General features: G+C 73.8%; 7 protein-coding genes and 1 pseudogene. 4 read left to right on the forward strand and 4 right to left on the reverse strand.

What is annotated here, in order from left to right; translation table 11 throughout:
- Positions 1–102: 102 nt before the first annotated feature.
- Positions 103–843 (forward strand): lytic transglycosylase domain-containing protein, encoded by a 741-nt coding sequence (locus IFT45_RS17015; protein ID WP_371810883.1) that lies wholly within the window; start codon positions 103–105, stop codon positions 841–843.
- A gap of 342 nt (positions 844–1185) precedes the next feature.
- Entirely contained in the window at positions 1186–1926 is a 741-nt protein-coding gene (locus tag IFT45_RS05640; protein WP_192127105.1) for an alpha/beta family hydrolase, read from the forward strand.
- An 18-nt stretch (positions 1927–1944) separates the two neighbouring features.
- Here the strand turns inward: IFT45_RS05640 and IFT45_RS05645 are convergent, their stop codons facing one another.
- Together IFT45_RS05645 and IFT45_RS05650 are read right to left on the reverse strand one after the other, a co-directional pair.
- Positions 1945–3003, reverse strand: coding sequence for an AI-2E family transporter (locus IFT45_RS05645; RefSeq protein WP_056055779.1), 1059 nt, complete (start codon positions 3001–3003; stop codon positions 1945–1947).
- A gap of 54 nt (positions 3004–3057) precedes the next feature.
- Positions 3058–4956 (reverse strand): hypothetical protein, encoded by a 1899-nt coding sequence (locus IFT45_RS05650; protein WP_192127107.1) that lies wholly within the window; start codon positions 4954–4956, stop codon positions 3058–3060.
- A gap of 301 nt (positions 4957–5257) precedes the next feature.
- Here IFT45_RS05650 and IFT45_RS05655 point away from each other — a divergent pair, with 301 nt between their 5' ends.
- Both IFT45_RS05655 and IFT45_RS05660 read left to right on the forward strand, forming a co-directional pair.
- Entirely contained in the window at positions 5258–7045 is a 1788-nt protein-coding gene (locus IFT45_RS05655; RefSeq protein ID WP_056053638.1) for a hypothetical protein, read from the forward strand.
- Complete coding sequence (locus tag IFT45_RS05660; RefSeq protein ID WP_185232075.1) at positions 7042–8034, forward strand: tetratricopeptide repeat protein; 993 nt, start codon at positions 7042–7044, stop codon at positions 8032–8034. The genes IFT45_RS05655 and IFT45_RS05660 overlap by 4 nt, the downstream gene beginning before the upstream one ends.
- 109 nt (positions 8035–8143) lie before the next feature.
- Here IFT45_RS05660 and glgB read toward each other — a convergent pair.
- Both glgB and IFT45_RS05670 read right to left on the reverse strand, forming a co-directional pair.
- A pseudogene (glgB, locus tag IFT45_RS05665) lies at positions 8144–10180 on the reverse strand (1,4-alpha-glucan branching protein GlgB); the annotation flags it as partial.
- 407 nt (positions 10181–10587) lie between these two features.
- Entirely contained in the window at positions 10588–12585 is a 1998-nt protein-coding gene (locus IFT45_RS05670) for an alpha-1,4-glucan--maltose-1-phosphate maltosyltransferase (protein ID WP_371810884.1), read from the reverse strand.
- Positions 12586–13051: the final 466 nt, after the last annotated feature.

Genomic DNA, 13051 nt, shown 5'->3' on the forward strand with positions numbered 1-13051 from the left:
CGATCCGTTACCCTGGACGAACTCATGGGCAGGCACTCAGCGACTCCGACCCCCGGCACGACTCCTCGAGATCACCCGGTCGTGGTCTCCCGACCCCGTACGGTGCACCGCAGGCTCCCCGCCTCGGTCGTCCCGGCAGAGATGGCCCGGGCCCAGGCCGGGGCGTCGACGTCCGTGGCCGCGCGACCGGCGCCCCGGCGCCACGTGGTCCTGCCGATGATCGGCTTCTGCGCGACGGCCGCCTTCATCGGTGCGTCGCTCGTCAACCCGCTCGCCGGGGCCGAGGCCGCGACGACGACCCCGGCCGCCGCCGCGGCGTTGACCGCTCCCGGCCAGACCGTCACGGTGGCCAGCGGCGTCGTCACGACCGCCGACCGCGACTCCTACGGGGTCACCGTCCCGCCGCCGCCCCCGCCGCCCGAGCCGGAGCCCGTCGTCGAGGAGACCGCCGACGCGTCGGCCGCGTCGACCGGCACGGGTGCCGCCGCCGCGGCGAAGAAGCCCAGCACCGGCACGGCGCCCGTGGCCGGCACGCCCGACCCGGGCAGTGCGAAGGCCATCGCCGCCGACCTCGTCGCGGCCCGTGGCTGGGGCAGCGACCAGTACGACTGCCTCGTCTCGCTCTGGAACAAGGAGTCCGGCTGGAACGTGTACGCGGCCAACCGCTCCAGCGGTGCCTACGGCATCCCCCAGGCGCTGCCCGGCAGCAAGATGGCCTCGGTCGGCGCCGACTGGCAGACGAACCCCGCCACCCAGATCACCTGGGGCCTGAACTACATCCAGGGGCGCTACAGCAACCCCTGCGGTGCCTGGGGCCACTCGCAGTCGGTCAACTGGTACTGAGCCCGGGCGCGCCACCTGCCCGACGCCACGACGGNTCGACATGCCCCGCAGCAACCGACCGCGCCGTCCCCGCGACCGGACCCCGGGCACGGACAGCGACTCCCACGACATCAGCCGCGCCCTCTTCGGCGGGCCCCGGGTCGAGACCCGGCACGGCCGCGACTACACGGTGCAGGCCGTCTCGTCCGCCGCCGCGGTCAAGGAGTACACCTGCCCCGGCTGCTCGCTGACCATCGCCCCCGCCACCCCGCACGTCGTCGCCTGGCGGGCCGACGGCATCTTCGGCGAGGCGAACGACCTCGCCGGCCGCCGTCACTGGCACACGCACTGCTGGAGGATCTCGTGAACGCCCCCGACCCCGCCCCCGTCGAGATCCGCGGGGGCGTCGAGCTGCCCGCGCGCCGCCGCGACGTCGAGCTCACGACCGACGACGGGCTGACCCTCGTCGGCGAGCTGGCCCTGCCGCTCGACCGTGAGCCGGTCGCCACGATCGTCGCCCTGCACCCGCTGCCCACGGCCGGGGGCTTCATGGACTCGCACGTGCTCCGCAAGGCCGCGGGGCGCCTCCCGGCCCTCGCCGACGTGGCCGTGCTCCGATTCAACTTCCGGGGCGTGTCGTCGCCGCGGGGCCGCTCCGAGGGGGAGTTCGGCGAGGGCGTCGCCGAGGCTGCGGACCTCCGCGCCGCGGTGCGCTTCGTGGCCGAGCAGGGCCTGCCCACCCCGTGGCTGGTCGGCTGGTCGTTCGGCACCGAGGTGGCGCTCATGCACGGCACCGACGTCGACGTGGCGGGCCTGCTGCTGCTGTCACCGCCCCTCCACCGCGCCACGGACGACCACCTGCGCGCCTGGAACGCGTCGGAGGTGCCGATCGTCGCGGTCGTGCCCGAGCTCGACGACTACCTCCGCCCCGAGGAGGCGCGGAGCCGGTTCGCGGTCGTGCCGCGCCTCGAGGTGGTCGCGGTCGAGGGGGGCAAGCACCTCTGGGTCGGCGAGAAGCAGACCACGCGCGTGCTCACCGAGATCGTCGCACGCGTCGCCCCCGCGGTCGCCCTGCCGCTGCCGTCGACCTGGCCCGCGAGCTGACCGTGCGCCCCTCGGTCGCTAGAGGGCGTCCTGACGGGGCACGACGACCTCGCGGATGATCAGCAGGACGGACGCGGCCACCGGGATGGCGATGAGCGCGCCGAGCACTCCGAGCAGCGTGCCGCCGGTGAGGGCCGCGATCACGACGATGACGCCGGGCACGTGCACGGCGCGGCGCATGATGCGCGGGCTCAGCACGTAGGCCTCCACCTGCATGTAGACGATGTACCAGATCGCCGCCGTGATCCAGGTCGAGGGCGACTGGGGGAGCAGGGCGATCTGCGCGAGCACGATGATCGCCGAGCCGCTGATCGTGCCGACCAGCGGGATGATCGAGCCGAGGAAGGCGATGAAGGCGAAGACCGCCGGCTGCTGGGCCCCGATGGCGCTGAGGAAGACGAAGCTCACGATGCCGTTGATGGCGGCGAGCGTGAACTGCCCGATGACGTAGCGCCCCACCGAGGTGCTGATCTGCTCGGCGATGTCGGCGAACTTCGGGCGCTTCGACGCGGGCACCAGCTTGTAGATGCCGCGCTTGAAGGTGTTGATCGACGACGTGAAGTAGAGGGTCAGGATGAGCACCACGACCGTCGCGAACACCCCGTTGCCGATGGCCACGCCGACGGCGAGCACGCCGCCGCCGATGGTCAGGACGTTGTCGGGGTTGGTGAGGAAGTCCACGAGGGCGTCGAGGCCGTCCTGCACGTCGATGACGTTCTGCGGCACGAGCGACTGCAGGTTGTCGACGAACTGCTGGGTCGTGACGCTCTGCAGGTACGTGACGAGGCTCGTGATCAGCGCGGTGGCCTGGCTCACGATGACGGGCACGATCGCGAACACGACGCCGACGAAGGCGCCGAGCACGGCCAGGAAGACGATGACGATCGCCAGCGACCGCGGCACGCGGCGGTTCTCGAGCCAGGAGACGATCGGGTCGAGCCCCAGGGCGATGAAGATGGCCGCCCCGACGTAGGTCAGCACCGTCGACAGCTCGCTGACCGCCCCGCCGATCACGAGCGCGACCAGGACGCCCAGGCCCGCCAGGAGTCCGAGGCGGAACGGGTTGTGGATCTTCACGGGGGTGCTCCTGTCGACGACGGAGGCACCGCTCACCGCGGTGCCGCCGACTGCCTACTCTGTCGTACCGGAGTCGTCACCGCCCGACGCCGTCCCGGAGAGGGCGCGGCGCAGGCCCTCGAGGTAGCTGGCCACCTCGTCGCGCTCGTCGCGCAGGGCCTCGAGCCGCGACTCCGCGTCGGTGACGAGGCCGCGCGACCGCTCCTCGGCGTCGGCGACGAGCCGCTCGGCGCGGGCCTCGGCCTCGCTCACCGTCTCGTGGGCCGCGGCGTCGGCCTCGGAACGCACGGTGCGCGAGTGCTCCGCGCTCGTGCGCTCGAGCTCGTCGGCCTCGCGGCGCGCCTCGACGGCTCGCTGCCGAGCCTCCTCGAGCTGCGCGCCGGCCTCGTCGAGGTAGCCCTGGGTCTCGGCGACCGCGGCGTGGTGACGCTGCACCAGCTCCCGGTCGGTCTCGTCGCGGCGGGTGCGGAGCTCGACGTCGGCCGCGCTGCGCCGGGCCTCGAGCTCGCGCTCCAGCTCGGCGACGGCGTCGTCGCGCTCGGCCTCGAGCCGGGCGCGCACGGTGCGGGCCTCGTGGGCGAGGCGGACGCGCTGCGACTCCTCGTCGTCGACGAGGCGGGCCTGGCTCTCGGCGACCTCGGCGTCGAGGTCGGCGCGGGCGTTGGCGACCTCGACCTCGACCTGGGCGCGCAGCTCGGCCTCCTCCCGCTCGAGGCGCTCGCGCTGCTGCTGGACGTCGCGGGCCAGGCGGTCACGCGTCTCGGTGGTGGTCCGCTCGATCTCCTCCCGGGCGGTGGCCGTGGCCAGGTCGACCTCCGCGGTGCGGGCCGCGAGCTCCACGGCGAGGGCCTCGCGCGCCTCCGCGACCTCGCGCTCGAGGCGTGCCCGGTCGGCGGCGACGTCGGCGAGGGCCTGCGCCCTGGCCGTCGCCAGCTCGTGGGCGAGGTCGGCCCGCGCCGCCTCGACCTCGCGCTCGAGCTCCGCGCGGCCGGTCGTCAGCTCGAGCTCGAGCTCGGCGCGGACGCGCGCGGAGTCGGCGGCCAGCGCCGCGCGGGTCTCCGCCACGTCGCGGGCCAGGTCGGCGCGCGTGTTCTCGACGTCGTCGTCGAGCTCGGCACGGGCCGCGTCGATCTCGCGGGCGAGGTCGTCGCGTCGGGTCGTGACCTCGAGCTCGAGGTCGGCACGGGTGGTCTCGTCGAGCCGGGCGAGCTCGGCCCGGACGGCGGCGCCCTCCCGGTCGAGGTCCGCGCGCTGGCGCTCGCTGTCGGCGACGAACTGCTCGCGGGCCTGCGCGGTGGTCCGGGCGAGCTCGGCGGCGCCGTCGCGGGCCGCGGCGACCTCCTGCTCGACGAGGGCGCGGAGCTCGGCGGCCTCGCGCTCGGCGGCGGAGAGCACGGCGGCGGCCTCGTGGCGCGCGGTCGAGACGTTCTCGGCGGCCTCGGTCGCCGCGGCGCCGCGCATGGCCGAGGAGTCGCGCTGGGCCTCCTGCAGGAGGGACCGGGCCTCGCCGCGGGCGCGCGAGACCAGGCGGTCGCCCTCGGCGGTCGACTCGGCGACCTGAGCGGCGGCGCGGCCCCGGGCGTCGTCGAGGAGGGCGGTGCTGCGCTCCCGGGCGTCGTCGAGCACCTGACGCGCCTCGTCGGACGACGAGCGGCGCAGCTGCTCCGCGTCGATGTCGGCCTGGCCGACGAGGGCCGTGGCCTGCTCCTCGGCGAGGCGGAGCGTGCGCTCGAGCTTGCTGCCGAGGCCCGAGTAGGTGGGGGTGCCCGCCTCCTCCAGCTCGCGCTGCACCTCGTCCAGCCGCCCCTGGAGCTCCTTGACGCGGCTCGCGGTGTCGGCGCGGTCGGCGTTCGCCTTGATCAGCTCGCGGCGGAGCTCGCCGAGCGCCTTGTCGACGTCGTCCTTGCGGTACCCCCGGAGCTCGGTGCCGAACTCGGCGTCGTCAGCGGCCACTGTGTCTCCTCGCGTCGGTGCCGAGCACGACCCGTCGCGTCTCGGCGGGACGATTTTAGGGCACGACGCCTGCACGGAGCCGCGTCGGCGCGGCGCCCCGGTGGGGGCGGGGGAGTCGCGGTGCGGGCCCCCGGGACGGCTGCCGGGCCCCGGGCGTGCGGCTCACAGGCTGGTCGGATACGCTGAGCCGTCTTAAATTCTGCTGCCGCGCCCGGCCTCCTCGGCCAGGCCCGCACGAGGCCGCGTCGTACTGGCGCGTGCTCGGACCCGACCGGGATGGTGGCACGGAGGGAGAGGTAACGTGCGCTTCATCATCGCAGTCGTGGTCGTCGTGCTCGCGGCGGTCATGGTCGGCCTGGGCTTCGCCCAGAGGACGGTCTTCGCGCCGCCGGAGAGCGTGTCGTCCACGGTCTCGACCGAGTCCTCCGACGCCGTCGTGACGGTGGTGCCCGCCGAGGCGCTGCACGGCCACGACGGTCGCCAGACGATCTCGGTGGCGGGCGGCGGCACGGTCTTCGCCGCCTACGGCCGCACCTCCGACGTGCTCGGCTGGGTCGGCGACACGACGTACAACAGCGTCGCGTGGGACGACGCGACCGGCGAGCTCGAGACCCAGGTCGTGCAGGGGTCGGAGGCCACGGCGCCCGCCCCCGCCGACAGCGACCTCTGGTACGAGCAGTACGAGGGCACCTCGCTCACCTTCTCGCTCGACGCCCCCGACGACATCTCGCTCGTGGTCCTCTCCGACGGCACCGAGCCCGCCCCGTCGCAGCTGCGCGTCACGTGGCCGCTGTCGGCCTCGACGCCGACGGCCGGTCCCCTGATCGTCGGCGGGCTGGTCGTGCTCGTGATCGGCGTTCTCCTCTACGTGTGGGCGATCGCCCACCACCGCCGCACCCGCGGCCCGCGCCGCACGTCGAGCGACGGCAAGCGCCCGAAGCTGCCCCGCCCGCCGCGCCGCTCGGCGATCCGCGCCGGCGCGACGCCCGCGATCGGCGCCTCGAAGCGCGGCGCCCGGAGGCGGCTGGTCGCGGTCGTGCCGGTCGTGCTCGTGTCGTCGCTGGCCCTGGGCGGCTGCACGGCCGACTACTGGCCGAGCGCCGTGGGCGGCGCCGGCGACGGCAGCACGCCGACCCCGACGGCCACCGCGACGCCGGGCGCGGAGGGCGACGACGAGGGCACCGAGCTCCAGCCTCCCGTCGTCACCGAGGCCCAGGCCGAGCGCATCGTCGCTCGCGTGGCCGCGACGGCCTCCGCCGCCGACGCCGCGCTCGACGCGACCGCGGCGGCCGAGCGCTTCGTCGGCCCCGCCCTCGAGCAGCGCGAGGCCAACTACCAGATCCGCGCGAAGGACGCCGCGGCCGCCGGGCCGATCGGCGTCCCCTCGGGCGAGCTGACGCTCACCCTGCCGCAGCAGGCCGACACCTGGCCGCGCACGCTCTTCACCGTCGTGCAGGACGCCGACGCGTCCAAGGCGCCGATCGCCCTCACCCTGGTGCAGGAGACCGCGCGGGACCCGTACAAGGTCGAGTACCTGCAGGCGCTGGAGGCGCAGGCGACGCTCCCGACGGTGGCCCCGGCCTCGCTCGGCGCGGCCCGTCTCGCGCCCGACGTCAAGCTGCTGACGCTGCGGCCCGACCAGCTCGCCGAGGCCTACGGCGACATCCTCCGGAACGGCGACGAGAGCCAGTACGCGCCGCAGTTCCAGGCCGAGGGCGACACGCTCCGCGACAAGATCGGCAAGGCCTACAAGGACGCCAAGCGGGCGAGCCTGCCCACGACGGCGTCGATCGACTACACCTCGACGCCCGACGCCGAGACCCCGGTGGCGTTCGCCTCGAACGACGCCGGCGCGATCGTGTCGGTCGGCCTCGACGAGGTCGAGACCGTCAAGCCGACCGCCGCCGGCGCCGAGGTCAACCCCGCGGGCGTCGTCAAGACGCTCGTCGGCCTCGACAAGTCGACGAAGGGCATCGAGGCGACGTACGGCGTCCAGCTGCTCTTCTCCGTCCCTCCCGTGGGCAGCGACGACAAGATCGTCCTGCTCGGTTTCAGCCAGGCCCTCACGGCCGCGAAGGAGTTGCCATGACCACCCTGCCCCCCGTGCCCTCCGGGCTCCGCGGAGCCGTCGACCTCTCGTCGCTCGTCAACCGGCCGCCGGCTCCGGCGCCCGGAGCGGCCGCCGCCGGGTCGCCCGGCGCCCCGACGCCGCCCGACGGGGGAGCGCCCGCCGCCTCCGTCGCGGTGCCGGCGCTCGTGCTCGACGCGACGGACGAGACGTTCACGCAGTTCCTCGAGCTGAGCAACACCGTCCCGGTGATCGTCGACCTCTGGGCCGAGTGGTGCGGCCCGTGCAAGCAGCTCTCGCCGGTGCTCGACAAGCTCGTCGCCGAGTACGGCGGCCGCTTCGTGCTCGCCAAGGTCGACGTCGACGCGAACCCGCAGCTGACGCAGGCCTTCCAGGCGCAGTCCATCCCGGCCGTCGCGGCCGTGATCGGCGGGCGCCCGGTGCAGCTCTTCGTCGGCGCCCTCCCCGAGGCGCAGGTGCGCGACGTGTTCGAGCAGGTGCTCGAGCTCGCCGCGCAGAACGGGGTCACCGGCACCGCGGTCGTCGACGGCGCCCCGGCGGGGGAGGGCGAGACGCCCGAGCCCGAGCCCGAGCCGCTGCCCCCGCACCACCAGGACGCGTACGACGCCATCGACCGCGGCGACTACGACGCCGCCATCGCGGCGTACACGACCGCCATCGCGCAGGACCCTCGCGACCAGCTGGCCGTCGCGGGGCTCGCCCAGGTCTCGCTGATCTCGCGACTGCAGGGCGCCTCCCTCGCCGACGTCCGCGCCGAGGCCGCGGCGGCCCCGACCGACGTCGACGCGCAGCTGGCGGTGGCCGACCTCGACGTGAGCGGAGGCCACGTCGACGACGCGTTCGACCGGGTGCTGACGGTCTTCCCGTCGCTCGACCAGGAGGGGAAGGACGCGGCCCGCAAGCGCCTCCTCGAGTACTTCGAGATCGTCGGCCTCGACGACCCGCGCGTCGCGGCCGCTCGTCGACGCCTCACGATGCTGCTCTACTGAGCCGCGCCGCCCCGCGCACGACGGAGCCCCCCTCGACCAGGTCGAGGGGGGGGCCGTCATGTGCGGCGGGCGCTCTGCGGCGCAGCTTCCGCCCGACCCCGCCCAGCGNGAAGTTGCCGACGCCCGAGCCGCCGTAGACGGTCGCGTCGGTGTTGAGGATCTCGTCCCAGGTGCCGGCCTCCGGCAGGCCCAGGCGCATGGTCTGCGGCACGCCCGAGAAGTTCGCGAGCACCGCGACCGACTCGCCCTGCCCCGACTTGCGGAGGAAGGCCACGACGCTCTGCTGCGCCGCGCCGCCGTCGATCCACTCGAAGCCCTCGACGTCGAAGTCGTGGGCCCAGAGGGCGCTCTCGCGGCGGTAGACGGCGTTCAGCTCGCTGACCAGGTCGAACACCTGCTGGTGCTCGGGGCGCTCGAGCACCGACCAGTCGAGGCCGTTCTCCTGGCTCCACTCGGTGGGCTGCCCGTACTCGGAGCCCATGAAGAGCAGCTGCTTGCCGGGGTGGCCCCACATGTAGGCGAGGTAGGCGCGGAGGTTCGCGCGCTTCTGCCACTCGTCGCCGGGCATCTTCTCGAAGAGCGAGCCCTTGCCGTAGACGACCTCGTCGTGCGAGATCGGCAGCATGAAGTTCTCGCTCCACGCGTAGTGGAACGAGAAGGTGATCTCGCCGTGGTGGTACGAGCGGTAGGCCGGGTCCTTCTCGACGTAGTCGAGCGTGTCGTGCATCCAGCCCATGTTCCACTTCAGGCCGAAGCCGAGGCCGCCCTCGCTCGTCGGGCGCGAGACGCCGGGCCAGCTGGTCGACTCCTCCGCGATCATGACGATGCCGGGGTGGCGCTTGTAGGCCGTCGCGTTCGCCTCCTGGAGGAAGGAGATGGCCTCGGTGGCCTCGCGGCCGCCGTGCTCGTTCGGCAGCCACTCGCCGTCGTTGCGGCTGTAGTCGAGGTAGAGCATCGAGGCGACCGCGTCGACGCGGAGGCCGTCGATGTGGAACTCCTCGAGCCAGTAGAGGGCGTTCGCGACGAGGAAGTTGCGCACCTGCGAGTCGCCGAAGTTGAAGACCAGCGTGCCCCAGTCGGGCTGCTCGCCGCGACGCGGGTCGGAGTGCTCGTAGACGCTGCGGCCGTCGAAGTTGCCGAGGGCCCACTCGTCCTTCGGGAAGTGCCCGGGCACCCAGTCCATGATCACGCCGACGCCCGCCTGGTGCAGGCGGTCGATCAGGTAGCGCAGGTCGTCGGGGGAGCCGTAGGTGCTCTGCGGCGCGTAGTAGCCGGTGACCTGGTAGCCCCACGAGCCGCCGAACGGGTGCTGCGCGAGGGGCATGAACTCGACGTGCGTGAAGCCGAGCGCGGTGACGTAGTCGACCAGCGGGTCGGCCAGCTCGCGGTAGCTCAGGCCCGGGCGCCACGAGCCGACGTGCAGCTCGTAGACGCTCATCGGGCCCTGGTGCTGGTCGGTCGCGGCGCGCTGCGTCATCCAGTCGTCGTCCGACCAGGCGTGCGCGGCCTTCGTGATGACGGAGGCGGTGGCCGGCGGCACCTCGGAGCGGCGGGCCATCGGGTCGGCACGGTCCACCCAGGCGCCGTCGGGCGTGAGGATCTCGTACTTGTACGCACCGTCGACGACGCCGGGCACGAAGAGCTCCCAGATGCCGTTGCCGTCGAGCTTGCGCATCGCGTGGCGGGCGGCGTCCCAGCCGTTCAGGTCGCCCTTCACGCGGACGGCGTTGGCGTGGGGCGCCCAGACCGCGAAGGAGGTGCCGCGCACGCCCTCGTGCTCGCGCACGTGGCTGCCCAGCATCTTCCAGAGCTGCTCGTGGCGGCCCTCGCCGAAGAGGTAGAGGTCGAACTCGGTCACCGTGGGGGAGAAGCGGTAGGGGTCGTCGGCGACCCAGGGCGAGCCGCCGTCGTAGGTGGCGGTGACCTCGTAGCCGCCGAGCGGCGCGCGGGCGGCGCCCTGCCAGAGGCCGTGCACGAGGTGCTCGAGGGCGACGACCTCGCCGGAGGCGCCGGTGACGGTGACCGTCTCGGCGAGGGGCCGCACGACGCGGACGACGGTGACCCCGTCGCGCACGTGCTCGCCGAGGATCGCGTGCGGGTGGCCGTGGCGGCCCTCGACGGCGGCGAGGACCTCGTTCTCGTCCAGGACGGGGAGGGCGGCGGCCGGGGTCGACTCGTCGACGCGGACGTCGGGCGGGGTCGGGTCCTCGGGGGCGGCGGTGGCGGGCTCGGGCTCGGGCTCGACGACGACCGGCTCGGGCTCGGCGACGAGCTCGGGCTCGGGCACGACGACGGGGTCGCGCTCCGGTTCGGGCTCGACCGCGGCCGGCTCGGGCGTGGCGACGGGCTCGGCGGGCTGCGCCGCGACGGGCTCGACCGCAGCGGGCTCGGCCGCGGCGGGCTCGGCCGCCGGGGTCGTCCCCGGCGCGATGATCTCGTCGAACGACGGGCGGGCCGTCTCGGGCTCGGGGGCGGCGGGCTGCGCGGCGGCGCCGCGCCCGGGCTCCTCGGGCTGGGGCTTCGGGTGGCGGAAGATGCTCATCGGGGTGCTCCTCAGGGGGCGCGGTTCAGGTCGACCGACAGCACGTGCACGGGCTCCGTGAAGGCGTCGAGTCGGACGTAGTTGTCGTCGGACCAGGTCCACTGCTGGCCGGTGATCAGGTCGCGCACCGTGTACGTGCCGCCCGGGCGCAGCCCGAACTTCGTCACGTCGAGGTGCACGGTCGTCTCGCGGGCCGAGTGGGGGTCGACGTTGGCGACGACGATGATCGCGTCGGCGCGGCCGCTGCGGGTGTGGGCGCGGCTGAGGTACTTCGAGTACACGAGGATCGCGTCGTCGTCGCTCGAGTGGACGTCGAGGTTGCGGAGCTGACGCAGGGCCGGGTGCGACGACCTGATGCGGTTCAGCTGCGTGAGGTACGGAGCGAGGCTGGCCCCCGCCTCCTCGGCAGCCTGCCAGTCACGCGGCTTGTACTCGTACTTCTCGTTGTCGATGTTCTCCTCGCTGCCCGGGCGGGCGACGTCCTCGAACAGCTCGTAGCCCGAGTAGACGCCCCAGGTCGGCGAGGCCGTCGCGGCGATCGCGGCGCGCACCTTGTAGGCCGCGCGGCCGCCGTACTGGAGGTACGGCGTGAGGATGTCGTGGGTGTTGACGAAGAGGTTCGGGCGCAGCCAGCCGCTCGTCTCGGTCGACAGCTCGGTGAGGTACTCCTCGAGCTCCCACTTCTCGTTGCGCCAGGTGAAGTACGTGTACGACTGGTGGAAGCCGACCTGGGCGAGGGCCTGCATCATGGCGGGCTTGGTGAACGCCTCCGACAGGAAGACGACCTCGGGGTTCGTCTCGCGGATCTCGTGCAGCAGCCACTCCCAGAAGCGCACCGGCTTCGTGTGGGGGTTGTCGACGCGGAAGATCGTGACGCCGAGCTCGATCCACCAGCGCACGATGCGGAGGATCTCGCGGCTGATGCCCTCGTAGTCGTCGTCGAAGTTCAGGGGGTAGATGTCCTGGTACTTCTTCGGCGGGTTCTCGGCGTAGGCGATCGTGCCGTCGGGCAGCTGCGTGAACCACTCCGGGTGCTCGGTGACCCAGGGGTGGTCGGGCGAGCACTGCAGCGCCAGGTCGAGCGCGAGCTCGAGGCCGGTGTTGCGGGCGGTCTCGACGAACCAGCGGAAGTCGGCGACGGTGCCGAGGTCGGGGTGGATCGCGTCGTGCCCGCCGTCGGCCGAGCCGATGGCGTAGGGCGACCCGGGGTCGTTCGGCCCCGCGGTCAGGGTGTTGTTCGGGCCCTTGCGGAAGGTCGTGCCGATGGGGTGCACCGGCGGGATGTAGACGACGTCGAAGCCCATCCGCGAGATCGCGGGGAGGCGGCGGGCGGCGGTGCGGAAGGTGCCGCTCTTCCAGGTGCCGTCGGCCTGCTTCTTCGCGCCCTCGCTGCGGGGGAAGAACTCGTACCAGCTGCCCAGGCCGGCGCGGCTGCGCTCGACGCGGAGGGCCTCGGGCTCGCTGCGGGTGCGCAGGCTGCCGAGCGGGCGGGCCGCGAAGACGGCGGCGAGCCGGGGGTCGGTGGCCACGCGGAGGCGCGCGCCGGGGGTGAGCGACGTGTTGCCGAGCGCCTTGGCCGCGTCGGCCACGAGCGGGGTGTCGGGGTAGTCGCCCGCGGCGGCGGCCAGGAGGCGGCTGCCGAGGGTGAAGGTCACCTCGACGTCCAGCTCGGCCGGCACCTTGATCTCGGCGGTGTGCAGCCAGGTGGCCCAGTCGTCGGTGTAGCCCTCGACCTGCCAGGTCCAGTCGCCCTCGACCTCGAGCTGCACCTCCGTCGTCCAGCGGTCGGTGCCGGGGAGGCCCGCGACCATCGGGTGCCGGGTCTCGACGCCCTCCGGGTCGGTGAGCACGAGGTCGGCGCCGACGACGTCGTGCCCCTCGCGGAAGACGGTCGCGCCGAAGGGCACGACCTCGCCGCTGAAGGCCTTGGTCGGGAAGACCCGGTCGGGGGTGGTCGGGGAGAGCGCCGTGACGGGGATCCGCCCGACTCTGGGTTCGTAAGCAGCCACGGAGGCGACGCTACCCGGTATCGGAGGCAGCCGCTCCGGTGCGTCGCGCCGCGTGCGCGCCCCGGACGACGAGGAGGCGCGGCGGGCGCCCCCGGGCGGGTGCGGGCACCGAGGTGGACCGGTCCGTCCCCCGAACTGGGTCCATGCGCGTGCATCGGAAATGCTTGTCCGCACTTAGGGGGACCAGTAGTCTCGGATCCGTCGAGAAGGCCAGCCCGCCTCGGAGCCTGAACCCTCCTGAGAGCCCGGCGCCCTCGACGCCTCGCACCACGAGGTGAACCGCACACGCGTCGTCCACCCGGCCCCCGGTCAGCCATGCCCGGGGCGGGCGGCGCCGTGCCGACGCGCGACGGAGCGTGCCCGGACCTAGCCCGAGCTGGTCCGGTCCGCACCGTCGACCGCCGGAGGGGAGCCCGATCCCTTCCGGCGGGACGCGTGCGTCGGCGTCAGCGTGCGGCGGGCTCAG

The sequence above is a fragment of the Frigoribacterium sp. CFBP 13707 genome, assembly GCF_014842245.1.
GTDB lineage: Bacteria > Actinomycetota > Actinomycetes > Actinomycetales > Microbacteriaceae > Frigoribacterium > Frigoribacterium endophyticum.